Annotated in this window: 22 protein-coding genes; 17 read left to right on the plus strand and 5 right to left on the minus strand. The window is 45.1% G+C overall.

Annotated elements, in window-relative coordinates; all coding sequences use genetic code 11:
* Positions 1-26: 26 nt before the first annotated feature.
* Positions 27-464, minus strand: coding sequence for a hypothetical protein (locus FLA_RS24490; protein WP_096511275.1), 438 nt, complete (start codon positions 462-464; stop codon positions 27-29).
* A 139-nt stretch (positions 465-603) separates the two neighbouring features.
* On the opposite strand from FLA_RS24490, the gene FLA_RS24495 reads away from it, so the two are divergent.
* The 6 genes from FLA_RS24495 (at position 604) to FLA_RS24520 (ending at position 11,019) form a co-directional block, all read left to right on the plus strand.
* On the plus strand, positions 604-1,626 hold the full coding sequence (locus FLA_RS24495; RefSeq protein WP_076375289.1) for a LacI family DNA-binding transcriptional regulator: 1,023 nt from the start codon (positions 604-606) through the stop codon (positions 1,624-1,626).
* A 66-nt stretch (positions 1,627-1,692) separates the two neighbouring features.
* Entirely contained in the window at positions 1,693-4,668 is a 2,976-nt protein-coding gene (locus FLA_RS24500) for a SusC/RagA family TonB-linked outer membrane protein (RefSeq protein WP_084205997.1), read from the plus strand.
* 12 nt (positions 4,669-4,680) lie between these two features.
* Positions 4,681-6,273: a RagB/SusD family nutrient uptake outer membrane protein gene (locus FLA_RS24505; RefSeq protein ID WP_076375291.1), complete on the plus strand. Its 1,593-nt coding sequence runs from the start codon at positions 4,681-4,683 to the stop codon at positions 6,271-6,273.
* Positions 6,274-6,301: 28 nt separating this feature from the next.
* Positions 6,302-7,351 (plus strand): SusE domain-containing protein, encoded by a 1,050-nt coding sequence (locus FLA_RS24510; protein WP_159445052.1) that lies wholly within the window; start codon positions 6,302-6,304, stop codon positions 7,349-7,351.
* A gap of 38 nt (positions 7,352-7,389) precedes the next feature.
* Positions 7,390-8,418: a glycoside hydrolase family 53 protein gene (locus FLA_RS24515; RefSeq protein WP_076375295.1), complete on the plus strand. Its 1,029-nt coding sequence runs from the start codon at positions 7,390-7,392 to the stop codon at positions 8,416-8,418.
* A 30-nt stretch (positions 8,419-8,448) separates the two neighbouring features.
* Entirely contained in the window at positions 8,449-11,019 is a 2,571-nt protein-coding gene (locus tag FLA_RS24520; RefSeq protein ID WP_084206094.1) for a membrane or secreted protein, read from the plus strand.
* A gap of 80 nt (positions 11,020-11,099) precedes the next feature.
* Here FLA_RS24520 and FLA_RS24525 read toward each other — a convergent pair whose 3' ends face one another.
* Complete coding sequence (locus tag FLA_RS24525; protein ID WP_076375298.1) at positions 11,100-12,362, minus strand: pepsin/retropepsin-like aspartic protease family protein; 1,263 nt, start codon at positions 12,360-12,362, stop codon at positions 11,100-11,102.
* 136 nt (positions 12,363-12,498) lie between these two features.
* The gene (locus FLA_RS24530; protein WP_076375300.1) at positions 12,499-13,257 is read right to left on the minus strand and encodes an energy transducer TonB; all 759 of its coding nucleotides are present in this window, start codon (positions 13,255-13,257) and stop codon (positions 12,499-12,501) included.
* A gap of 129 nt (positions 13,258-13,386) precedes the next feature.
* Between FLA_RS24530 and FLA_RS24535 the strand changes: the two genes are divergently transcribed.
* Positions 13,387-13,827 carry a nuclear transport factor 2 family protein gene (locus FLA_RS24535; RefSeq protein ID WP_076375302.1) on the plus strand — a complete coding sequence of 147 codons (441 nt, stop codon included), beginning with the start codon at positions 13,387-13,389 and terminating at the stop codon, positions 13,825-13,827.
* An 80-nt stretch (positions 13,828-13,907) separates the two neighbouring features.
* Complete coding sequence (gene hemN, locus FLA_RS24540) at positions 13,908-15,275, plus strand: oxygen-independent coproporphyrinogen III oxidase (RefSeq protein WP_076375304.1); 1,368 nt, start codon at positions 13,908-13,910, stop codon at positions 15,273-15,275.
* 31 nt (positions 15,276-15,306) lie between these two features.
* Here hemN and FLA_RS24545 read toward each other — a convergent pair whose 3' ends face one another.
* Positions 15,307-15,867: a CopD family protein gene (locus tag FLA_RS24545; RefSeq protein ID WP_076375306.1), complete on the minus strand. Its 561-nt coding sequence runs from the start codon at positions 15,865-15,867 to the stop codon at positions 15,307-15,309.
* 4 nt (positions 15,868-15,871) lie between these two features.
* Complete coding sequence (gene hemH, locus FLA_RS24550; RefSeq protein ID WP_076375308.1) at positions 15,872-16,915, minus strand: ferrochelatase; 1,044 nt, start codon at positions 16,913-16,915, stop codon at positions 15,872-15,874.
* A 192-nt stretch (positions 16,916-17,107) separates the two neighbouring features.
* On the opposite strand from hemH, the gene hemA reads away from it, so the two are divergent.
* The 9 genes from hemA (at position 17,108) to FLA_RS24595 (ending at position 26,202) form a co-directional block, all read left to right on the plus strand.
* Entirely contained in the window at positions 17,108-18,367 is a 1,260-nt protein-coding gene (gene hemA, locus FLA_RS24555) for a glutamyl-tRNA reductase (protein WP_076375310.1), read from the plus strand.
* Between the two features lie 26 nt (positions 18,368-18,393).
* Positions 18,394-19,347 (plus strand): hydroxymethylbilane synthase, encoded by a 954-nt coding sequence (gene hemC / locus FLA_RS24560; protein WP_076375312.1) that lies wholly within the window; start codon positions 18,394-18,396, stop codon positions 19,345-19,347.
* Positions 19,334-20,035, plus strand: a complete 702-nt coding sequence (locus FLA_RS24565; RefSeq protein WP_076375314.1) for a uroporphyrinogen-III synthase — start codon at positions 19,334-19,336, stop codon at positions 20,033-20,035. The genes hemC and FLA_RS24565 overlap by 14 nt, the downstream gene beginning before the upstream one ends.
* A gap of 5 nt (positions 20,036-20,040) precedes the next feature.
* Positions 20,041-21,069 (plus strand): uroporphyrinogen decarboxylase, encoded by a 1,029-nt coding sequence (gene hemE, locus FLA_RS24570; RefSeq protein WP_076375316.1) that lies wholly within the window; start codon positions 20,041-20,043, stop codon positions 21,067-21,069.
* A 50-nt stretch (positions 21,070-21,119) separates the two neighbouring features.
* Positions 21,120-22,127: an alpha/beta fold hydrolase gene (locus FLA_RS24575; protein ID WP_076375318.1), complete on the plus strand. Its 1,008-nt coding sequence runs from the start codon at positions 21,120-21,122 to the stop codon at positions 22,125-22,127.
* Between the two features lie 40 nt (positions 22,128-22,167).
* Positions 22,168-23,073, plus strand: coding sequence for an oxygen-dependent coproporphyrinogen oxidase (gene hemF / locus FLA_RS24580; RefSeq protein ID WP_076375320.1), 906 nt, complete (start codon positions 22,168-22,170; stop codon positions 23,071-23,073).
* Between the two features lie 35 nt (positions 23,074-23,108).
* Complete coding sequence (gene hemB, locus FLA_RS24585; protein WP_076375322.1) at positions 23,109-24,089, plus strand: porphobilinogen synthase; 981 nt, start codon at positions 23,109-23,111, stop codon at positions 24,087-24,089.
* A gap of 12 nt (positions 24,090-24,101) precedes the next feature.
* On the plus strand, positions 24,102-25,394 hold the full coding sequence (gene hemL / locus FLA_RS24590; RefSeq protein ID WP_076375324.1) for a glutamate-1-semialdehyde 2,1-aminomutase: 1,293 nt from the start codon (positions 24,102-24,104) through the stop codon (positions 25,392-25,394).
* A gap of 127 nt (positions 25,395-25,521) precedes the next feature.
* A complete protein-coding gene (locus tag FLA_RS24595; protein ID WP_076375326.1) occupies positions 25,522-26,202 on the plus strand; it encodes a hypothetical protein in 681 nt (226 codons plus the stop codon).
* Positions 26,203-26,227: the final 25 nt, after the last annotated feature.

A 26,227-nucleotide genomic window follows, 5' to 3' on the forward strand; every position in this document is an offset into this window, starting at 1 on the left:
AGCATGTATTATATTATCAGATATAGCTATCCTAATGATTGATAAAGACCAACAATAACACCTACTCCAAAAGCAACAGCTACCGTTATTATTAAGGAAAGAATTGCTATCACAACCACCCTTCCACTATTGTACACCTCACCACCCCTTTCCATAAAATCGGCAGCCAGTGGCGTGTTATATTTTTTTAGAATATAGTTGATTGTAAGCAATCCCGGCAAGGCATACACAAGTCCGGGGATTTTCTCACCGAAATCAGAAAAAGCCAGCCCCATTATCAACACAAAATTGATAATCACCGCCAACCATACATATTTTATGGGCCTGGTATCTCCCAGTACTTTCAGGTTTTGAGTAAGCATATAGCCACCGCCCAGCATACCAGTGAAAACAGTAGCAACTGTAATAGCTTTCTGTGAATACAATTTCCCTTCGGGGGTTTCTACCAAAATATCTTCCTGCATAGTTATAAGGTTGAAGTTTTTGAAAATCAGCACAAAAGTATAGTCAAATCTTTGTTTTTACAGGGTAGTGTCATTGCCACACATAAAAAATACAGCCCGGTTTCAAATATTTTGCGACTTTTGTGTAAACGATTGCGTAATGGCCACGAACGTAACGATTACAGATATTGCTAAAGAGCTAAATACCACCCCTGCCACGGTGTCCCGTGCCCTTAACAATCACTCCTCCATAAGTGAAGAAACCCGTGCGCGTGTATGGGAAGTCGCCAAACGGCTAAATTATCGCCCTAACAGCATTGCCACCTCACTCCGCAGCGGAAAAAGCCATCTGATTGGCGTGATTATTCCCAGCGCTAAAATCAACTTTTTTGGCTCGGTGGTACATGGTATAGAAAGCCTGGCCAGTGAACATGGTTATAATGTGCTTATTTACCAGACCAACGAAAGCCGTGAGCATGAAAAAAAGGGGATACAGGCTTTTTTAAATGCAAGGGTGGATGGCATATTGGTTTCTATGGCCAAAGAAACCCACGATTACAAACATTTCCTGGAAGCAAGAGACAGCGGCACCCCTATTGTGTTTTTCGACCGTGCCAATGAAGACCTGGATATTGCCAGTGTGGTCATTGACGATTACAAAGGGGCTTATATGGCTACGGAACACCTGATACAACAGGGATACAAACGCATAGCCCATATTGCCGGCCCACAGCACATACGCCTGTTCAATAACAGGCTGCGCGGCTACCTGGGTGCTTTGCAGGCCAATAATATTACTATAGACTCCTCGCTCATATACACAGGTAACATTTCCATTGAAGCTGGTAAAACGGCTATTGAGCATTTTTTATCGCTGCCCAATCCGCCCGATGCTGTTTTTTCGGTGGAAGACTTTACCGCTTTAGGCGCACTCAAAGCCCTGAAAGAGCATCAAATCCTTATTCCCGAGCAATTTGGTGTAATTGGTTTTGCCAATGAAGAATTTGGCGAACATACCACCCCATCCCTTTCCACCCTCGATCAACAGACGGTGCTGATGGGTGAGGCGGCCTTTACACTTTTACAAGAACAAATAAATATGAAAACGAGTACCCAAATGAAAGCAAAGAAAGTAGTATTAGACCCTATTCCCGTTTACAGGCAGTCATCTACCCGCCATTGAGGGGGTAATTTTGGGCTGCCTTGTGCAAACGTTTACATTCATAAATCCAATAAACTCAGAAATTCCATGAAAGAATTACCAGGTAATTCTGCAGTGCTTTCTATGGCTATGGGCCAGAAAAAGTATGGAAGCAGAATAGGCCAACTCTTGCTTGTACTGCTGATGCTGTTTACCACACTGTCGGTATCAGCCCAGCAAAAAACCATCTCCGGAACTGTAACCAACGCCGAAAAAAAGCCTATGGAAGGCGTTTCGGTAATTATCAAAGGCAAAAACAAGGGCACCCAAACCAAGGCGGATGGCACCTTTACTATTATTGCCAATGCAGGCGACTCATTAACATTTGAATATGTAGGTTATGCCATACAAACTGCCGGCACCAACAGCAGCAGCATTAACATTCACATGGCTGCCGACAAACAGGTGCTGAACGATGTGGTAGTGATCGGGTATGGTACCCGCTCTAAAAAAGACCTTACCGGTTCGGTAGCTACTGTAAGTTCTAAAGACTTCCAGCAAGGCGCTGTTACTACTCCCGACCAACTGGTAACAGGTAAAGTGGCCGGTGTGGTGATCACTTCCAATGGCGGTGCACCTGGTGCAGGTGGTACTATACGTGTTCGTGGCGGAACCTCTTTAAGCGCCAGCAACAACCCGTTAATTGTAGTAGATGGTATTCCTTTAACCAACGATGCCGTATCAGGTGTAAGCAACCCTTTAAGCCTGATTAACCCTAATGACATCGAAACCTTTAACATACTGAAAGATGCATCGGCCACCGCCATTTATGGTAACCGTGCTTCTAACGGCGTAATCATTATCACTACCAAAAGCGGCTCTTCCGGTAAGCTAAAACTCAACTTCAACTCTGTAGTATCCCAATCTGTAAAACGGAATGAAGTAGATGTATTAAACGCCGATCAATACCGTACACTCGTAAATGAAAAGGGCACTGATGCCGAAAAAGCAATGCTGGGGAAAGCCAATACCAATTGGCAAGATGAAATATATCAGAAAGCATTTGGTGGAGATTATAACCTGAACGCTACCGGTGGTGTTAAAAAACTGCCTTATCGCTTATCTGCCGGTTATACTTACCAGGATGGTATTTTAAAAACCAGCAACATGAAAAGAGGATCTGTGGCCTTAAACCTCACTCCTTCTTTCTTTAACAACACCCTGAAAGTAAGCATTAACCTGAAAGGTGTTTACCAGAAAACGCGCTTTGCCAATGAAGGCGCTATTGGTGCCGCTATCGGTTTTGACCCCACGCAGCCTGTACATGTAAGCAACCAGTACGGTAACTTTTACGAGTGGGTAGATGCCGGTGGCACACCTATTCAACTGGCTCCTAAAAACCCATTAGGTCAATTATTATTGAACAGCGGCTTAAGTGATGTATACAGAAGCATAGGTAGTATTAAACTGGATTACAAACTGCCATTCTTCCCGGCTATCACTGCTACGGTGAATGCAGGTTATGATATCTCTAAAACCAATGGTAATACCTTTATTCCCGCTTATGCAGCCTTGTCTTATCAGAAGCAGGGCTCTATGACGGAATACACACAAAGACGTAAGGACAAGTTGCTGGATTTTTACCTGTTATATACCAAAGACCTGAAAGAGATAGACAGCCGCATGGATGCAACGGTAGGTTATTCTTACCAGGACTTCTTCCGTGGCAGCCCTGCTTATCCTTACAGAGATGCATATGGCAACATTTTGTCTACCCCTATAGCAGACTCCAGCCGCAACACCCTGTTATCTGTTTTTGCACGTGTAAACTATACCTTCAAAAACAAATATCTATTAACCGCTTCTGTACGTCGCGATGGTACTTCCCGCTTTGCCAAAAACAACAGATGGGGTAACTTCCCTTCTGCCGCTTTTGCCTGGAAAGCCAAAGAGGAAAAATTCCTGAAAAACGTTACTGCCCTGTCCGACTTTAAAGTACGTGCAGGCTTTGGTATCACCGGTAACCAGGAAGTAGGATCCTATTATCCTTACCTGCCTATTTACACCAAAGGCTCTGACAACGTGCAGTATCCTTTTGGCGATACTACGCTTATCACCTATCGTGCCGAACCATACGATCCTAACATTAAGTGGGAAACCACCACTGCCTGGAACGCAGGTATCGATTTCGGTTTCCTGAAAAACAGGATCACCGGTACCCTCGATGTGTATTATAAGAAAACCAAAGACCTGCTGGCCGATGTAAGATTGGCTGCCGGCGCCAACCTGAGCAACCACGTGTTAACCAACGTAGGTAACATTGAAAGCAAGGGTATTGAACTGGCTATTAACGCCAACGTTATAGACAAAGGCCCTTTTACCTGGCGTGTAAGCTATAACATCAGCTATAACAACAACAAAATTCTGAAACTGAGTAACGTAAAAGACTCTACTTCGGAAGGCATTTTAACCGGCGGCATCTCTGGTGCAACAGGTAATACCATACAGGTAAACACCGTAGGTTATGCACCGCAAACCTTTTATGTATACAAGCAGGTATACGACCAAAACGGCAACCCGGTAGAAGGCGTATACAACAAAAGCAGCTCGGGCGATCTGTTGTACCGTTACAAATCGGCTAACCCGAAAGTAACCATGGGCTTCACTTCACAAATGAGCTATAAGAAATGGGACATGTCGTTTGTAGTGCGCAGCAACATTGGCAACTATGTATACAACAACGTAAAATCAGGTGGTGGCGCTTATAACAGCGTAAGCACTGGTGCCGGTTACATTGGCAACGTAAATGCCGATTACCTGCACACCCGTTTCCAGAACAGCCAGTTTTTTAGCGACTACTATGTAGAGAATGCATCGTTCCTGCGAATGGATAACGTATCGTTAGGTTACAACTTTGGTAAAATACTACGCAACACTGCATCCCTGCGTTTAAGCGCTACGGTGCAAAACGTGTTTGTGATTACCAAATACTCTGGTCTTGATCCGGAAATTGCCAGTGGTATAGATAATAACCCTTATCCTAAGCCACGCATTTATTCAGTAGGCATTAACCTTATCTATTAATACAGCAACACCATGAATATAAAATCATTATCCATTATAGCAGCCTTTGCTGCACTTGTTGCCGGATTTAGTTCCTGCACCGGCGACCTGGACCGCCTGCCTTATGTGCAGGAAACATCTGAAACCATTTATAAAGACCCTGCAAAGATTAAAGGGGTACTGGCCAAATTATATGGCGGCCTTAGCCTGAGCGGTCAGGATTACGAAAACGCAAGCCTTGCCGATCTGGCAACTACCGACGCCGGCGATATTGTATTTTTACGTACCTACTGGAGCTTACAGGAGTTTACTACCGATGAAGCGATCATTGGCTGGAACAACGCCGACTTACAGGCTTACCATAACCTTAGCTGGAACGCTAATGGCACTTACCTGAGAATTATGTACGATCGCCTGTATTTTGGCATAGCAGCGTGCAACGAATTCTTACGCCAGACACCTGATAGCAAAATGGCCGGCTTCGCCACCAATATCCAGGAAAACATTAAAGGTTACCGTTACGAAGCCCGTTTTTTACGTGCCTTCTATTACTGGATAGCCATGGATATGTATGGCAAAGTGCCTTTTGTTACAGAATCTGATCCGGTAGGCACTTTCATGCCACCACAAAAATCAAGAGCCGATTTATTTATCTGGCTGGAAACCGAATTGAAAGACCTGGAAAACCTGTTGCCCAACACCCGTACCAACGAATACGGCAGGGTGGATAAAGGTGCGGCCTGGATGTTACTGGCTAAAATGTACCTGAACGGTAAAATATACACTGGTGCTGATAAGTATACTGAAACCATTACCTATTGCAACAAGATAATCAACGCCAACTATAGCCTGTCGCCTGTATATGCCAACCTGTTTAAGGCCGACAACAACAGTAGCGCTGCCAGCAATGAAATTATCTTTCCTATTGTAGCAGATGGCAATTACTCTCAATCGTATGGCAACACCACCTTCATCGTGTTAAGCGCATTGGGTGGAAGTATGCAGGCAGCTGACTATGGCATGAACACTACCTGGTCGGGTATGCGCGCTACCAAAGGACTGGTAAACCAGTTTGTAGATGTAACCGGCAGCACAGATTCACGCGCTATTTTTTACAGGCAAGACCAAAGCCTGGACATTACCAACCTGAGCAATTTTCAGCAAGGTTATGCTGTGCCTAAGTTTACCAACATCACTTCTACCGGTACAGCAGGTTCTAATCAACGGTTTACAGATACCGACTTTCCAATGTTCCGTTTGGGCGATGCCTACCTGATGTATGCAGAAGCAGTAGTAAGAGGTGGCAGTGGTGGCAGCACTACACAGGCTGTAGGCTATGTGAACCAGTTAAGAGAAAGAGCGTATAATAATACTTCCGGCAATATTTCGTCCGGCGATCTTACCCTGGACTTTTTACTGGCCGAACGTGGCAGAGAACTGTATTGGGAAGCCAGCCGCAGAACCGACCTTGTGCGCTTTGGCAAGTTTACCGATGCCAGCTATGTATGGCCGTTTAAAGGTGGTGCTGCTGAGGGTGTTGGCGTAGATAAGAAATACAATGTATTCCCTATCCCTACTACCGACATGATTGCTAATACCAACCTTGTTCAGAATGATGGATACTAATAGTTCTATCTCACATAAAATCAATTTTATGAAACAGTCTATTATAGCACTATTCACCCTTATCCTTTTAGCAGTATCCTGCAAAAAGGATGAAACCAGAATAGTATATACTGCCCCACAGGCAGTAGCCTCTTTTACCAGCACGACTACTGTTAAAGTATTAGACAGCGCCGCAAAGTCGTCTGTAGCCCTGGGCTTTAACTGGTCATCAGTAAGCTACGGCATCAACGCATCTATTACCTATACACTGCAGTTTGATACTGCCGGTGGCAATTTTAGCACTCCTTCTACCATTATTGCAGGTACGGATACCGCTAGTGCAGCTGTTATCACCAATGCATTAAATACCATTGCACTGGCCCGTGGCATTAAAGGAGAAAGAACCGGCAAGCTGGATGTGAGAGTAAAAGCAGAAGTATTGCAGAATGGAAGCTCCGCGCTTACCTCTTCTATACCCGCTGTATACTCTGAAGTGATTTCTATTACGGTAACTCCGTACTCTTTACCTGCCACTTATTTGTATGTACTTGGCGATTTCCAGGGATGGAGCTTAACAAACCCACCAGTAATAGCGGACACAGCCAACTCTGGCAAGTTTGAAGGATTTGTTTACTGCCCCACTTCCGGTGGTTTTAAATTCCTTACCGAACTGAGCTGGGACAAACCCTATTGGGGTTACAACTCTTCTACCACTATGGAACAAGGAGTGAGCGGCAACTTATATACCAGTGGTGCAGGTCTGTTTCGGATATTGGCCGATACCAAAGCAAAAACCTGGAGTGCCACCTCTATTTCCTGGTCATTGGTAGGTGACGCTGTTAGCAGTGATTGGGTAACAGACATACCCATGACCTACGATGCAACCAGCAAAACTTTAGTAGCCAACCCGGTAACTATTACCAGCAGTGGTGGCTTTAAATTCAGGGCTGATAAAAGCTGGACATTGAACTATGGACTTACCAACGGCAGCATTGTTCTTAACGGTGGCAATTTTGGAGTTAGCCAAACCGGCAATTATAAAGTAACGCTGGATTTAAACGACCTGGCCAATCTGAAATATTCCATTGAGAAACTTTAGTTCATCCAAATTTTCTGAGGAACACAAACCATTACAAAATGAAGAATATTTTACTGGCAGCCGGATTGTTGGTGTTACTAAGCACCGGCTGTAAAAAATACGATACTCCTTCCAATGTGCCTACAGCACATCCTTATGTATCGGCCATGACCATGGGAGCCGATGTAAGCTGGCTTACAGAAATGGAAGATGCCGGAAAAGTGTTTTACGACACCGCCGGTGTACAAAAAGACTGTATAGAATTATTAAAAACACTGGGTGTAAAAGCTATCAGGCTGCGTGTTTGGGTAAACCCTACATCGGGCTATAACAACCTGGCAGATGTTACTGCCAAAGCCAAACGTGTGCAGGCAGCCGGTCTGGGGCTGATGATAGATTTTCATTATAGCGATACCTGGGCCGATCCCGCCAACCAAACCAAGCCAGCCGCGTGGGCCAGCCTGGATGTGGCAGGCCTGCAGGATGCTATTTACCAGCACACCTATTCTGTATTGAATAGCCTGAAAGGCAACGGCATCACCCCTAAATGGGTGCAGGTGGGCAACGAAACCAACAATGGTATGCTGTGGCCCGAAGGGCAGGCTTCTAGCAGCATGGCCAATTTTGCTTCTTTCATCAACGCCGGTTATAATGCGGTGAAAGCAGTAGACTCTGCAGCCAAAGTAATCGTACATTTAAGTAACGGGTACGACACCAGTTTATTTCGCTGGATGTTTGATGGTTTAACAGCCAACAATGCGAAGTATGATGTAATTGGTATGTCGTTATATCCGGATGTTACTACCTGGCAGTCGCTGAACAAACTTTGTGAAGCCAACATGCAAAACATGATTAAAAGCTATAACAAAGAAGTGATGTTGTGCGAGATTGGCATGCCGGTAGCCAGTGGGGCAGCTTGTAAAAGGTTTATTGAAGACCTTACAGAAAGAGTATATAACCTGCCTGACCACAAGGGTCTGGGTATGTTTTACTGGGAACCACAGGCATATAGTGGCTGGCAAGGTTACCTGCTGGGTGCATTCAACACCAACGGCACTCCTACCAGCGCATTGGAAGCTTTTAACTAGTTGCCAATTTTTTGATATAATCTGATGAATATGGCTTTCATAAAAACCGGTTTTGTTTGTTTATTACTGCTGGTGCTGCATACAAGCTTTGCACAGGGCAGGGATAAGAACAACAAGCCATTAGTGTATGTAGATAAAAAGGGCGTGCTGCGTTATACTGCCGACAATAAAGAGGCAGTGTTTTTTGGCACCAACTATACCGTTCCGTTCGCTTACGGCTACCGTTCGCACAAAGTGTTGAAGGCAGACATTAAAAAAGCAATGGAGCAGGATGTATATCACCTGGCAAGGCTGGGGCTGGATGCTTTTCGTGTACATATGTGGGATACTGAGTTAACCGATACTTTGGGCAACCTGCAGGAAAACGATCACCTGGCTTTGTTCGACTACCTGGTGTTTTTACTAGAGCAACGTAATATTAAAATAACCATTACCCCGCTGGCTTTCTGGGGTAATGGTTATCCTGAAAAAGATGAGCACACAGCGGGATTCTCTTCTGTGTATAACAAAAAGCAGGTGCTGGTTACCGAAGCCGCTATTAAAGCACAGGAAAACTACCTGCAGCAATTGTTAAAGCACGTAAACCCGTATACGGGTAAAACCTACACTGCCGACAGGGACATTATACTGCTGGAAGTGAACAACGAGCCGTTTCACAGCGGCCCGCGTAACAAGGTAACCGACTACATTAACCGCATGGCCAAAGCTGTAAGAAGTGCAGGCTGGAACAAGCCGGTGTTTTACAACATCAGCGAATCGCCCAACTATGCGGGTGTAGTAGCCAAAGCCAATGTAGATGGTTTTAGCTTTCAATGGTATCCTACCGGTCTGGTAGCCAACCATACCATACAAGGCAACTTTTTACCGAACGTAGATCAATACCGCATTCCTTTTACCGACAGCATACCTGAGCTGGCTGGTAAGGCCAAAATGGTATACGAGTTTGATGCAGGGGATGTACTGCAATCTGTCATGTATCCTGCTATGGCCCGAAGCTTTCGGGCAGCGGGTTTTCAGTGGGCCACGCATTTTGCTTACGACCCCATGGTTACGGCCTATGCCAATACCGAATACCAGACACATTACCTTAACCTGGCCTATACGCCAGGCAAAGCCATCAGCCTGTTAATAGCTGGTAAGGCATTTCATATGTTGCCCAGGTTTCAGCAGTACGAAGCGTATCCGAAAGATTCTTCTTTCAGCGCTTTCCGTACTTCCTATAACAATCAGTTAAGTGAGATGAACACCGCCGATGCGTTCTATTATTCCAATACCACGCAAACACAGCCGGTAAATGTAAACGCACTGCAACATATTGCAGGCGTGGGTTCATCACCCATAGTGCAATACAGCGGCCACGGCGCGTATTTTATAGATCAGCTGGCTGAAGGCGTTTGGCGTTTAGAGGTAATGCCCGATGCGGTAGTGATAAACGATCCGTTTCAGAAGGCTTCTTTAAGTAAAGAGGTGACGCGCATTTTGTGGAACACACAAAACATGCACCTGCAATTACCAGCTACTGGTAGCGACTTTACCATTGCACCTTTAAATGCAGGTAACAACTGGCAGGCCGCCGTAAGCAACGGAAGCTTTACTATACAACCCGGCAGCTACCTGGTTGTAGCTAAAGGTAAAGATGCCAGTACCTGGAAAGGTGAAAGCAAAACAGGTGTTATTGCCCTTAGTGAATATGTAGCACCTGCTGCTGTTAACAGCACACCGCTGGTGATTCATACACCTTTTACCGAAGTAACCGCCAATAAAGCTTTTACTATTAAAGCCACTGTTATCGGTGTAGCAACTACCGATAAAGTAACGCTGTTTATTAACCGGCTCAATGGCGATTACAAACAGGTAGGTATGGAAAGGGTTACGCCTGTTGATTACAGTGCAGTGGTGCCGGCCGAACTGGTAACACCCGGCGTATTAAATTATACCATTGTAGTGCAAAAAGCAGATACCGGTTACTATTCTTTCCCCGGTAATATCCAGGGCTATCCGTTTGCCTGGGATTACTTCCACACCAACACATGGAGCACATTAGTGGCAGCACCAGGCAGTGCATTAACCTTGTTTACTGCCAGCACTGACCGTCATATGTTTGCTTATCCCAACTGGTCAGAAGATGGCAAAACCTCCGACTTTGTTACCGGCAACACTATCGGCAGCATGCTGTATAGTATCTTTTCCAAAGCACCTGAAAGCGCGCAACCTGCTGTTGCCTGGCAGTTGTTTGTAGGCGATAAGCTGGCCCCCCGTTCAACCGAACTGCCACGCTTTACCACCTTACAGGTACGTGCCAGATCGTATTATAACAAACCCGCACAGGTAAAAATAATACTGATCAATAGCAACGCCGAAGCATTCAGTGCTACAATTACAGTAAACAACACTTTACAGGATATCCACATTCCGTTAAGCAGTTTACATAAAGAGGAGATGTTATTACTGCCACGCCCCTATCCTTCTTTCCAGGCTTTGTGGTTTAACAGCAATAGCAACAATGCTTTTAACCTGCAACAGGTAGAAAAACTGGAAGTAGTGATAAAGCAGGAAGAGGGTGGCGCCGGCGTTACCATTGAATCTGTTCAACTGCAATAAGAGACATACAGCACTTCATATAAAAAGCTCCTGATAAGTTATTTACTTTTCAGGGGCTTTTTTATTACCGGTATGGTATATTACCGGAAGTAGATGAGTTTTCGTTTAAAGTTGATGGCAGTTTTATAGCTTTTCAAAAAGTCAAGCCCCAGTAAGCCATCTAAAGGGTAAGTATCCGTTACGCCATCGTATACCTGGCTGTTGCCCTCCACTACCACCGGCATATTGTTAAAGTCCAGTGAACCTATTTTCATTTTACCAACAGTTCCTTTAATGCGCTCTGGCTGTACATTTTCACGTTCAGCTGCCACATCCGCCACATGCTCCATAAAAGGCAGCACCGCATTTTTGTGACGGGCAAACAATACGGTATTGGTAATGCTGCAATCTATACCCATACGAAAAGGCTGGTCACCAATAGTTACCATTATCACCGGAATATGCCTGCGCATTTCCACCGGCCCCATATAAGTAATATTGGCCGGGCGGTATTGCTGGCTGGTATAGTCGCCCAGCACATCTGTTTTTACCAGGGTAATTTTCCCCGCAGCAATATCAAAGCGAATTTCAAAATCACGCAAAGTGTTATATCCAATGCTACCCAAAAAGGGTAATGCCCCATCTCCACCCACAGCACCGGTAGTCATTACCATGCTCATAAAATTGGTTAACCGCATACGGCCGGCAGTGAACGCATTTACCCTACGCATCCATATGCCTTCTGCTTTACTATGCGCACCCGCTTCTGTAGCAGTATTGGCGGCCAATAGCTTTAGCGAATCGGCAAAATAAGCACGGTTTAAAATCATTTCCGGCGAACCGGTATCCAGCAAAAAAAGGCCTTTGCGGCCGTCAACCTCTGCTTTGATATATACACGATCGTCCTTAATAATAAAGGGGAGTGATAAAGTATCAGGCGCCGTCAGCACATGCACAGCAGATTTATGCTCGTTCAATGCAGCGCTTTTTACCACGTTCAACTCGGCAATACGCCCGCCGCTGTTTAGTAAAAAATCGGGATACGCCGCTTTGCCACCGTCGTACATCACCTCCATTTTTACACGGGTACCGGTGGTTTCTTTATCTACGGCAATAATTTTATAGGCTTTTACCGGTGGATACTTAGCCAGTAATAAGGGAACTACACGGGCATTCATGCCCCGGGGTAAGCTGCTGATAACACAACTGTCATCCATTAAGGGCAATAAATAACCCACCTCTTTTTTATCCAGCGCACTATACACACTATCTGCAATATCCGAATAGCTCCTCTCCTGGCAGTAAGCATTATTCATACTCCATGCAACCAAACAAACAATAAGCAGTGCCAACTTCCTCTCCATTACGCCGGTTTAGGTTTTTATAGAGAGCGAAAATACATAGCGTCTTATTCCGTTACAAATGAATTGCGTAATAGAATCATTATGTATGCATAAGTAAATAATAATCATTACCTATACCTTAAAAGTCGTCCATATTTTATTGGGGAATCACCTGTTGCTGGGCGGAGTAAGTTAAGGATTGGCGCTGAAAATAGCGCACGTGTTCGTTAAACTGGATACAGGGAATCCACTGCGGACTGCTTTTAATAATTTCCAGGGCGTGGGTGTCCAGTTCTTTGTAGCCCGATGATTTACCCAGCCGCACATCTGTAACCTTTCCATCCGGAGCAATGGTAAACAGTATTTCCACCTCGCCGCTTATTTTCCCGGCTGCATAATCAATAGGCTGGTTGGCCGACACATGTTGCACCAGGTAACTTTTCCAGACCGAATCGCCACCCGGGAAAGTAGCAGGCCTGAAGGCAATGTAATTGGGTATTTCGCCACCGTTTTCATCCCATCCTTTTTGAATGTCGTAATTCCCCTGGGCATTGGTGTGAAAATAAGCGCGCTTAGCACCATTATTATAAAAATACCAGCCCTCTTTTCTTTTTCGGCCCTCCTGGTAAATAGAGTCGCGGATAACACCGTACCGGTCGTAACGACTGAAAAAACCTTGTTCAATCTTCCCTGCCGTGTCACTGAACGAGCCGGTGCGCATAACAATACCACTGTCTGCCCGGTAGGTTTCTTTTTTCAATAGCTGGTTTTGCCAGTATTTTTTCTCGTAAAAAGTGGCGGAATCTTTGGCTACAGGTTTCCAGATAGGGTTGTAATATGTGTAGATAGTATCTGACTGGGCACACACGTTGCCCCATATAACAATACCCATAACAGCTAACAGTACATATCGCATAGCAATACCGGCGGGTTAACGTTAAACAGATATTCTAAATTAACAAATACCCTTATAATCCCGCTAAAATCGTGCTACTATTACTAGGGTGTTCCTGTTTTCTTAAATTGCATTATTAAAATTCACAACATGAAGCGTATTTTATCATTATTCGTCTTTTGCACAATGATGAACCTGACGATGGCCCAGACCAAAGATGAAAAAGCAGTAGCCGCTGCTACAGAAAACCTGCGCAAAGCTTTGGTAGACGGAGATGGAGCTACTTTAAACAAACTGACCGACGACAAACTTACCTACGGACATTCCGGCGGCGCTAAAGCGGAAACCAAAAAAGAGTTTATTGATAATATTGTGAACGGTAACTCTGATTTTGTAAGCATTGACCTTACAGATCAAACAGTTATAGTAGAAGGCGCTACTGCTGTAGTACGTCACCGCCTGGTTGCCAGCACCAATGACAAAGGCAAAGAACCCGGCACAGTAGATCTGCTGATTTTGCTGGTATGGCACAAAACCAAAGCAGGCGACTGGAAACTGCTGGCCCGCCAGGCAGTAAAAACCAAGCACTGATGAAATAAAGGGTATATACTGACGAATATCATTGTATCCCCTTTTTACCCTGGGTAGCTTTGTTACAGAAAAATAATCACATGTCTGTTCCAGTTGCCTTGTTACATCAATACAATATTCCTGTTCCCCGGTATACCAGCTACCCTACCGTGCCTGTTTGGCCGGCCGATATCGATTATGATAGATGGATAGTTACCGCCGGGGAACAACTTACCAGCCATGCCGCTTCTAAAGGTATTAGCCTGTATATACACCTTCCTTTTTGCGAGTCGCTTTGCACCTACTGTGGTTGCAACAAAAAAATCACCACCAACCACAACGTAGAAGTCCCCTACATTGATGCCGTGTTAAAAGAGTGGGAACTGTATGTGCAGCAACTACCCCAAAAGCCGGTGATTAAAGAGCTGCATTTGGGTGGCGGTACCCCCACTTTCTTTTCGCCCGAAAACTTAGAGCGCCTGTTAAGCGGCATTTTTGAGCTGGGCACATTGGCCCCTACTCCCGAAATGAGTTTTGAGGGTCACCCTGGCAATACCACTGCCGAACATTTATTGACTTTTTATAACCTGGGTTTTAGAAGAGTAAGCTTTGGCGTACAGGATCTGGACCCACAAGTGCAACACGTCATTAACCGCATACAGCCTTTTGAACAACTGGAAGAAGTAACCAGGCTGGCCCGCAACATTGGCTACCAGAGCGTTAATTTCGATTTGATCTATGGCCTGCCCCTGCAAACCATAGACAGCATTACCAACACCATTAACCGCTCCCTGGAACTGCATCCTGATCGTATTGCTTTTTACAGCTATGCACATGTGCCGTGGACCAGCAAAGCCCAGCGCCTTTTTTCTGAAGCTGATTTACCTACCGCTGCCGTAAAACTGCTGTTATACCAGCAAGGCAAAAGAATATTTGCCGAACACGGTTACCAGGATATTGGTATGGATCATTTTGCCATTCCGGGTGATGCCTTGTATAAAGCACAACAAACCGGCATGCTACACCGGAACTTTATGGGCTACACCACGCAGCACACCGCCGTGCTGGTGGGCCTGGGTGTATCGGCCATCAGCGACATAGGCATAGCCTACGCACAAAACGAAAAAACCATTCACGATTATTACCAACGCCTGGAGAATAACGAGCTACCCGTAGCAAAAGGCATTTTCTTAACCGAAGAAGACCGTCTGTTTAAACAATACATACTGGACATCAGCTGCCGCGGCAAAACCACCTTCGTAAACAAATACCGCGAACAACTGGAACAATACAGCTACCCTGAATTAGACCAGCTGGAAGCCGATGATCTTATTTACCGCAATTCTAATGGCATAAAAGTAACCGACACCGGTAAGAATTTTATTCGCAACATCTGTCGTGCATTCGACCTGCATTTGTTGCGTAACGGTGAAAGTGGCGACAGGCCCATGTTTAGTAAAGCAGTGTAAGTATATAAAATTAAGTAAATTAAAAAGGCGGCTACTTAGCCGCCTTTTTGTTTCTTATTATCTTATAGATTTTTATAGCACTCATCAGCACTATAATAAACAGGATTAACCCCACCACGCCCCACACAAAGCTCATGCTTTGTTTTACAGTAACCAGCATTACAATGGCTACGAGTAAAATAGTAGCCACTTCATTCCACACACGTAGTTGTTGCGAAGTATGTTTAAATACGCCTGCTACCTGTTGCTTAAAAATGCCATGCAGGAAGAAGAAGTATGCGTATAATACGACTACAAAAACCAACTTCAATAATAACCAGCGACCTTCCGGTGCAAATAGTATAAGATTCCAGCCGTAGTAAAACATTACAGTGGGGCCGAGTATCAAAGTAAGTATAGCAGAAGGCCAGGTAATGCCGTACCATAGCCTTTTCATCATAATAGAAAACTGCTCACGCAAGGCGTTTTTGGCAGCTTCCTCTTTTTCACCGGCTTCTACGTTGTAGATAAAAAGCCGTGGCATGTAAAAAATACCTGCAAACCAGGTAACTACAAAAATGATGTGAAGGGCTTTCAGGTATAAATAGGCCATGGTGCTATGCTTTTACCGGTTCGGTTTTAGGTGCGCCAGACAATTTTACCAATGCATCTACCCACTGCGTTTGCACGTTCATGCAAGGGATATGCGTAAAATGCTCGCCACCCGCATGCTCAAATATTTCTTTACCGCCAATAGCCATTTCTTCCAGTGTTTCCAGGCAGTCGCTTACAAAAGCAGGACATACCACTAATACCTTTTTCACACCTTCGTTCGGCAGCTCCGCTAAACGTACCGCTGTAAAAGGCAGTAACCATTTATCACGTCCCAGTCGGGACTGGAAGGTTTGTTCTACTTTTTCGGCTGGTAAATTCAACTCCTGTTGTACAAGGCGGGTAGTTTCAAATGTCTGGTGACGGTAACAATAGGCATGTGCCGGAGAAGGCGTGCTGCAACAGTTTTCAGTTTGCAGGCAATGACAACCGGTAACATCTCCCAATTTGATATGTCTTTCAGGAATACCATGATAGCTGAATATGATTTTGTCATAATCTTCTTTCAGGTAAGGCTGAATACTGGCAGATAATGCTTTGATATAATCCTTATCATTGTAATAAGGGGGCACAATAGTAAGGGTAAACTTATAGCCCTGTTTCTCCTTCACTTCCTTCATATACTCCACTGCCGTTTCATAACTGCTCATGGCATAATGCGGATACAGCGGGAATAAAATCACCTCTTCCAGGTCAGGCACTTGTTTCAACAAGCTATCGTAGGCCGCTTTAGGAGTAGGATTGCCATAACGCATGGCTATTTCAACGGGTACAGATACTTTTTCCTGTACTGCTTTCTGTAATTGTTGGGTCAATACTACCAGCGGTGAGCCTTCTTTCCACCAGATAGTACGGTAAGCTTCTGCCGATTTAGGCGCACGGAAAGGCACAATCAGGCCTTTTACCAGTAATGCACGGAAAAACCAGGGCGCATGAATAACTCTTTTATCCATCAAAAACTCATCCAGGTACTTTCGTACATCTTTCACTTCTGTAGAATCGGGCGATCCCAGGTTCATCAATATAATTGCACGCTTCTTCTCTTGCATATGTGGGAAAAAATAAGCGCAAAGTTATGCCAACGAAAGCAGGTTTGGTGCTGCATTTACGGATTTAAAGCCGTTTTTTATCTATGACAGAGAAATGACAATGGAATGACCGAAATCATTCCTTTATGCTACCCTTGGCAAGTACCTTTGTGCCATCTGAATAAGAAAGGTTTTTGACTAGCAGGTAAGTATATGAATCTGAACGAATTTTACATCACGGGAATTAACTACAAAAAAACGGACGCTTCTATCAGGGGACAATTTGCTGTTAATACTGACCAGTATGCAGCCATTCTGGAAGAAGCTGGGCAGAACGGGGTGGAGGAAATGTTTGTATTAAGCACTTGTAACCGTACAGAGGTATTTGGACTGGCCCCTAGCCCAAACGTACTCATTGACCTTCTTTGTAAACAAACTTCCGGGTCTGCCGATTCTTTTAAAGAACTCGCCTATATTAAACAGGGCATGGCTGCCATAGAGCACCTTTTTAGCGTAGGTGCCGGCCTTGACTCCCAGATATTAGGGGACTACGAAATTGTAGGACAGATAAAACAAGCGATCAAATTTGCCCGCGAAAATGAATTTGTAGGCACTTTTATAGAGCGTTTATACAATACGGTGCTGCAATCGTCTAAAGCCATTAAGGCACATACCGAGTTAAGTTCAGGCACTGTATCTGTTTCTTTTGCCGCTATCCAGTTTTTAAAACAACATTTACCAGATGCTTCCCACAAGAAAATAGTATTACTGGGCACTGGTAAAATTGGCCGTAACACCTGTAAAAACCTGGTGGATTATTGCGGGGCCGACAGCAACAACATTACACTTGTTAACCGCACCCAGGCTAAAGCCGAAGCGCTGGCCCAGGAACTGCAGGTAAAAACAGCACCTTACAGCCAGATGATGCAGGTAGTGCAACAAGCCGATGTGGTTATTGTGGCTACCAACGCCGAAGAACCAGTGATTTGCAAAAAAGACCTGGAAGGCTTTGGTGCTAAAATTCTGATTGATCTTTCTATTCCCAACAATATTGAGCCCGCTGCAGGTGAACTGCCAGGCGTGGCACTGGTAAACGTAGATGGTTTATCCAGAATAAATGATGAAACCCTGCAAAACAGGATAGCAGAAGTGCCCAAAGCCAATGCTATTATTGTACAGCACATGCAGGAATTTTTAGAGTGGTATGGCATGCGCCAGCATGTGCCCGCCCTGAAAGCCGCCAAATTGAAATTACAGGAACTGCACGAGTGTGGCCTGTTTACCCTGGCAGCAGAAGCAGAAAACACACCTGCTACCGGTGGGTGCCCTTTTCATCACAAGCAACCCTCCTCCGAAGAAACTATCCAGAAGGTAATTAATAATATGGCGCTGAAAATGCGCCGCCAGCAACTTCCCGGTTGTTCTTATATAGAGGCCATTAATGATTTTATTTCCGCAGGAAATATGAATTAGTTTCGCGGCCCGGAAGCATATAACAAATGAGCAGGATATTAAAAATAGGCACCAGAGACAGCGAACTCGCTGTATGGCAGGCTACGTTGGTACAAAACCAGTTAGCAGCACACAATATTGCCAGTGAGCTGGTGTACATTAAAAGTGATGGTGATATAGACCTGGTTACCCCTTTGTATGAAATTGGCGTTCAGGGTGTTTTTACCAAAACACTGGACGCAGCGCTGCTGAGCAAACGCATTGACATAGCAGTGCACAGCATGAAAGATGTGCCTACTCAATTGGCCAAAGGTATTACACAGGCTGCCGTTTTAAAAAGAGCTTCCAGCAAAGACATACTGGTACACAAAGGCGGATGGGAACTGGTAAATGGCGAATGGACCATGACCAATCCGGAGCAGGCGGCCATCATTGCCACCAGCAGCATACGCCGTAAAGCACAATGGTTAAACCGTTACCCCCATCATACTATTGAAAACCTGCGTGGTAATGTAAATACCCGTTTACAAAAAGTGGCCGACAGCAACTGGACAGGCGCCATTTTTGCCGCCGCTGGTTTAGAACGCATAGAAAAAAGACCAGACAACTCTTTTGAGCTGGACTGGATGCTACCCGCCGCTGCACAAGGCGCCATTATGGTGGTTTGTCGCGAAGAAGAGCCTGACACCAAAGAAGCCTGTGGCCTGTTAAACGATGCCGATACCGCATTGTGCGTGAAACTGGAAAGAGATTTTCTGCGCACATTAATGGGCGGTTGCTCTACACCTATCAGTGCACTGGCCGCTATCAGCAATAATACCCTCACTTTTACCGGCAACATCTATTCACTGGATGGTAGCCAGAAAAAAGAAACCCATATGGAATTGCCTATGGATACCCGGCACGATGTTTTAGCACAAACCGGTAACAAGGCTGCATGGGAGTTATTACAGAATGGTGCAGATAAAATAGTAGAAGAGATACGCAATGCAGGGTACTAAAGCAAACATATTATGCACCCGCTCACTGGAAGGCCCGCATGTTCAAAAAGCGGTGGACCATGGTTTACACCTGGTTACCGTTCCCTTTATTCACACAGAAGCCATACATACCCCTGAGCTACAGGCCAGGGTACAGGAAATTGCTGCACAACCTGCCACAGTGGTATTTACCAGTATTAAAGCGGTAGAAGCTGTATTGCCATTATTGCCTGCCACACCCCAATGGCGCATTTACTGCCTGGGCGGTGTTACCAAAGAATTACTGGTGCAGCATTTTGGCGAAGCAGCCATTGCAGGCGCTTCTAAAAATGCTACTTCGCTGGCTGAAAAAATACTGAAAGCCAGCCCCCTGCCACAGGAAGTATTTTTTTTCTGTGGCGACCAGCGTATGGACGATCTGCCACAGTTGTTGCAACAACACAACATAGCTGTGCAGGAAATTATAGCCTATACCACCCAACAAACCCCGCACACAATAGAAGTAAGCTACGACGGTATACTGTTTTTTAGTCCCAGTGCCGTGCATAGCTTTTTTTCTACCAACACCATTCACACCGATGTAGTGTTGTTTGCCATTGGCAAAACCACTGCCGCCACCATACACTCGTATGTGTGTAATAAGATAGTTACCAGTGAATGGCCTGGTCAGGAACACATGATAGACCTGGTGATAGATTATTTTAAATAGATGATATGCTACAAAACGATTTGTTATTACGTACCCTGAAAGGGGAATCTGTGGAAAGAACGCCGGTGTGGATGATGCGCCAGGCAGGCCGTTATTTACCCGACTACAGAGTACTACGTGATAAGTATACTTTCTTTGAACGTTGTCAGAAGCCCGAGCTGGCTACTGAAATTACCTTGCAGCCCATTGACCAGGTGGGTGTAGATGCAGCTATTATATTCTCTGATATATTAGTGATACCCCAGGCTATGGGCCTGGAAGTGCAGCTGATTGAACATAAAGGCCCGGTGTTACCTGATCCTATTAAATCTATTGCCGATTTAAAGCGTGTGCACATTCCGGATGTGCACGAGTCGCTGGGCTATGTATTCGACGCCCTGCGCATGACCAAAGCTGCCTTGAATGGCCGTGTGCCGTTGATTGGTTTTGCCGGCGCACCCTGGACTATTTTATGCTATATGGTACAAGGCAAAGGCTCTAAAACCTTTGACGAGGCTAAAGCTTTTTGTTACACACAGCCAGAAGCTGCCCACCAGTTACTGCAAATGATTACCGACACCACCATTCTTTACCTGAAAGAGCAGGTGAAAGCCGGTGCAGATGTAATACAGGTGTTCGACAGCTGGGGTGGCCTGTTGAGTCCGGAAGATTTTGAAAACTTATCCCTTCGTTATATGCGCCAGATTATAGCCGCATTAAAAGACGAAGTGTTAACCATACTGTTTGCCAAAGGCGCCTGGCATTCGCTGCCACAGATGGCTGCCACTGGAGCAAATGGCTTAGGCATTGACTGGTGTATTCCACCACACATGGCCCGCCAGATGGCTGGAAACACCGTTACGCTGCAAGGTAATTTTGATCCGGCTAAACTACTGTCGCCTATTCCTGTTATTGAAAAAGAAGTAAAACAAATGCTGCAGCAGTTTGGCCCCGGCAGGCATATTGCCAACCTGGGACATGGCATACTACCCAATGTGCCCGTTGATCATGCACGTGCTTTTGTTGATACGGTTAAACAATACAGACACGCATAAAACTAACGGGCCCGCATGGGCCCGTTTTGTATACCATTAAGCAATAGATTATGAAAACACGGTTTACCATTTTATTGACCTGTTGCCTGTTAGCTACCACAGTGTTTACAACACAGGCACAAAGCAATATAAAAGCACTGGGTCTGTGCCTGGAAAACTACACCTATCCTTATCCTGTACAGTATTTGAAGCTTACCCTGCAGGGCGAAAACCTGCAAATGGCTTATATGGACGTAAAGCCTGATAACTACAATGGCCACAACGTATTGTTATTACATGGTAAAAACTTCAACGGCGCTTACTGGGCCACTACCATCCAGGCTTTAACACAAAAAGGCTTTCGTGTAATTGTGCCCGACCAGATAGGCTTTGGTAAATCGTCCAAACCTACCCACCTGCAATACACCTTTCAGTTGCTGGCGCAAAACACCAAAGCCATTTTGGACACACTGGGCATTACTAAAATAAACGTGCTGGGCCATTCTATGGGTGGCATGGTGGCTACCCGTTTTACCCTCATGTATCCACAGGTGGTAGAAAAGTTTATACTGGAAAATCCTATAGGCCTGGAAGACTGGAAGCTGAAAGTACCTTACCAACCGGTAGAAACCTGGTATAAAAACGAACTGAAACAGAATTATGAAAGCATTCGCAAATACCAGAGCGATAGCTATTACGATAACAAGTGGAAACCGGAGTATGACGAATGGGTAAACCTGCAAGCAGGCTGGACGCTTAGCCCTGAATATGCAAGGGTAGCCTGGAATGCAGCGCTTACCTACGACATGATATTTACCCAACCCGTTTGCTACGAGTTTACACAAATTACGGCTCCTACCCTGCTGATTATAGGTCAGCGCGACCGCACTGCACTGGGTAAGGCCAATGTTAACGATGAGGTACGTAAAACAATGGGCCTGTATCCCGAACTGGGTAAGCTTACCCAGCAAAAAATCAAAGGCTCGCAGCTGGTACCGCTGGATAACGTAGGCCACCTGCCCCACATAGAAGCTTTTGACCGCTTTATACAGCCTTTATTACAATTTTTACAACCCTGATCGTTACCAACAAACATTATAACACTGGCATCAATTGAATATGAAACAGAACTGGATCAATTACATTCACCAATTACAGGATGAGATATGTGCGGCACTGGAACAAGCCGATGGCAAAGCCGTTTTTGCAGAAGACAAATGGGAACGTGAAGGTGGTGGCGGCGGTAAAACACGTATCATAGCCAATGGTAATGTATTTGAAAAAGGCGGCGTAAACACCTCTGTAGTGTTTGGCGATGTAAGCGATGCCATGCGTCAACAACTGAAAATAGAAGGCAGCACGTGGTTTGCCTGTGGCCTTAGTTTGGTGCTACACCCTTTCAATCCATTTGTACCTACCACGCATGCCAACTGGCGTTATTTTGAAGTATACGACACACAAGGAAATGTAATCAACAGCTGGTTTGGTGGCGGTGCTGATCTTACCCCCTATTACCTGTTTGAAGAAGACGCCCGTCATTTTCATGGCACTTTAAAACAAGCGATGGAACCATTTGGCGCAGACCTGTACCCGAAATACAAAAAGCAATGTGATGCCTATTTTGTAAACAAACACAGGGGGGATGAAATGCGTGGTATTGGTGGTGTGTTTTACGATCACCTGGTGCCGGCAGACACAGCAGATGCCGAAAGATTGTTTGCCTTTCAGCAAGCCAATGGCAACAACTTTGTAAACGCCTATGTACCTATTGTAGCCAGAAGAAAAGATATAGCGTATACCGAACAACAAAAACACTGGCAGGAAATACGCCGTGGCCGCTATGTAGAGTTTAACCTCATTCATGACAGGGGAACCATCTTCGGTTTAAAAACCAATGGCCGCACCGAAAGCATTTTGATGAGCCTGCCACCTACCGTACGTTTTGAATATAACTACCAGCCTGCTCCCGGAAGCGAAGAAGACAAGCTATTACAGGCTTGCCTGCACCCGGCACAATGGGCATAACCAATATGTATAGTGTAATTTTTAAAAGATAGTATATGTACTTACAGAGAAGAAACCGGATACTCAGACAAACTCCCGCCATTCGCGCAATGGTGGCTGAAACCATTTTAACTCCTGCCGATTTTATACTGCCCATATTTGTAGATGAAGGCACTAACGTGGAATATGAAATACCTTCTATGCCCGGCCAGTTTCGCCGCTCGTTAGACCTTACCGTGAAAGAAGTGAAAGAACTTTGGAACATGGGCATCAGAAGCGTAGATATTTTTATTAAATGTCCGGATGAACTGAAAGATAATACCGGCAAAGAAGCCTGGAACCCTAATGGCCTGATGCAACGTACTATTAAAGCCATTAAAGACGCTTGTCCCGACATGGTGGTAATGACCGACGTGGCACTGGACCCCTACTCCATATACGGCCATGATGGCATTGTACAAGATGGCGAAATAGTAAACGATGAAACCGTTGAAGCATTGGTGAAAATGGTATTAAGCCATGCCGAAGCCGGAGTGGACTTTGTAGCCCCCAGCGATATGATGGATGGCCGTATAGCTGCTATGCGCGCCGTGCTGGAAGAAAACAACTTTACCAAAGTAGGTATTATGGCCTACAGCGCTAAATATGCCAGCTGCTTCTATGGCCCGTTCCGCGATGCACTGGACAGCGCTCCCGGCTTTGGCGATAAAAAAACTTACCAGATGGACTACGCCAATCGCAAAGAAGCCATCAAAGAAACCCTGATGGATGTAGAAGAAGGCGCAGACATTGTGATGGTGAAACCTGCTATGGCTTACCTGGATATTATACGTGAAATTAAAAACGCCGTAGATGTGCCTGTAAGCGCTTACCATGTAAGCGGTGAATATGCCATGATTAAAGCAGCCGCCGAAAAAGGCTGGCTGGACGAGAACAAAGCCATACTGGAAAGCCTTACGTCTATTAAAAGAGCCGGGGCCGACCTTATTGCCACCTATTTTGCAAAAGATGCCGTACGTTTATTAAACGGCCTGTAAATAACCTGTATTATGTATCAATACGAATCGAGCAAAACATTATTCGAAAGAGCACAGCAAAGCATTCCTGGTGGCGTTAACTCCCCGGTGCGTGCTTTTAAAAGTGTAGGCGGCACCCCGGTATTTATGGAGAAAGCCAAAGGCGCTTATCTATACGATGTAGATGGAAACCAGTATGTAGACTACATAGCTTCCTGGGGCCCCATGATTATGGGTCACGCCTACGAACCGGTAGTAAAAGCCATACAGGCCAAAGCGGAAGACTCTACCTCTTTTGGTGCACCTACCCAGCTGGAAATAGAAATGGCCGAGCTGATTAAAAGCATGGCACCTAATGTGGACATGGTACGTATGGTAAACAGCGGCACCGAAGCCTGCATGAGTGCTTTACGTTTAGCCCGTGGCTATACCGGCAAAAACAAGTTCATCAAATTTGAAGGCTGTTACCATGGCCACGCAGATGCCTTCCTCGTAAAAGCAGGCAGTGGTTTAGCTACCTTCAACATTCAAACTGTGCCTGGCATCACTGCCGGTGCTGCCAACGATACCTTAACGGCTCCTTACAACAACCTGGACGCAGTAAAGCAACTGGTAGCAGAACATAAAAACGAAATAGCCGCTATTATTATAGAACCCGTTGCTGGTAACATGGGTTGTATATTACCGGAACCAGGCTTTTTAGAAGGCCTGCGTACCATCTGTACTGCCGAAAACATTGTACTGATATTTGATGAAGTAATGACAGGCTTTCGCCTGGCTGCTGGCGGCGCTCAACAAAAACTGAACATACAGGCCGATCTTATTTGCTATGGCAAAGTAATTGGCGCAGGTATGCCCGTAGGTGCTTTTGCAGGTAAAAAAGATATCATGCAATACATAGCCCCACTGGGCAATGTATATCAGGCCGGCACCCTTAGCGGTAACCCGCTGGCTATGATTGCAGGTTATACCCTGTTAAAAGAATTGAAAGAGAACCACGCTATCTATACGGAACTGGAACAGAAAACCGTGTACCTGCGTAATGGTCTGGACCGCGTATGCAAAGAAGCCGGTATCCCATACACTATTAACCAACTCGGCAGCATGATCAGCTTACATTTTGCGGAACATGCCGTTACAGATTTCGTAAGTGCTTCTGCCACTAACATTGAAAGGTTTAAACAATTCTTTCATGCCATGCTCAAAAGAGGTATTTACTTACCTCCAAGTGCCTTTGAAAGCTGGTTCCTCAATCACGCGCTCACCCGCGATGATTTAGACAAAACCATTGCAGCAGCAGCAGATAGTTTAAAAGAAATCATATAAATCTAGCGCGGGTGTATCAGTTGATACACCCGCTTCTTTTTGTGCCCCCCTGTTCCTTGACACATCCGTTACTGAAAATGCATATAATAATTTAAGAGTACATTTACGCTACCCTAAATTCCAGGAAATGTACTATAAGATTATACAGGACGAAGCCATGTTACGCTCGTTTATTGACTGGCTACCCGACCTCGAAGAAGGCGAAGCCTATTATGTGTCTTTACTGGCCAGAAATAAATACTCCGATGTTATCAAATCAGATAAGCAACAATTAAAACGTTTCACCAGTAAAAAGGGCGATCTGTATTATAAAATACTTCAACTGGAATGCCCGCTCGGCGCTTATACACAAAAAGGCAACCCCATTCCACAAGAAGCGCTTGCACTCTACATTACTCCTAACCCCAGAAGCCTATACGATGCCATGTTCACCGGCCTAACAGCACTGGCAAAATGTATACAGCATCAACAGCGGGATACCAATCCCCACCAGGAAATCATGAGCGAAATACAAAAAAGTAAAAGCAGGAGTTGCTTTATCGATTTCGATTTTGATTACAAAGCAGAAGGATTTGCCACTCAACTCCAATCGCAGATTTACGAGTATACAGGCCCAGCAGCCAAAGTACAGTTTATTGAAACCCGTGGCGGGTTTCACGTTTTGATTGATCCATCCACAATAGAAGAACAATTCAGCAAAAGCTGGTTCAATAACATCAGACAATTACCACATGTAGATCAAACCGGCGATCTGCTGATACCCACACCCGGATGTACACAGGGTGGATTTGTTCCTTTTATGTTATAAGCAACTACCAACCCATATAAAAGAC

Source organism: Filimonas lacunae (assembly GCF_002355595.1).
Taxonomy (GTDB): Bacteria; Bacteroidota; Bacteroidia; order Chitinophagales; family Chitinophagaceae; genus Filimonas; species Filimonas lacunae.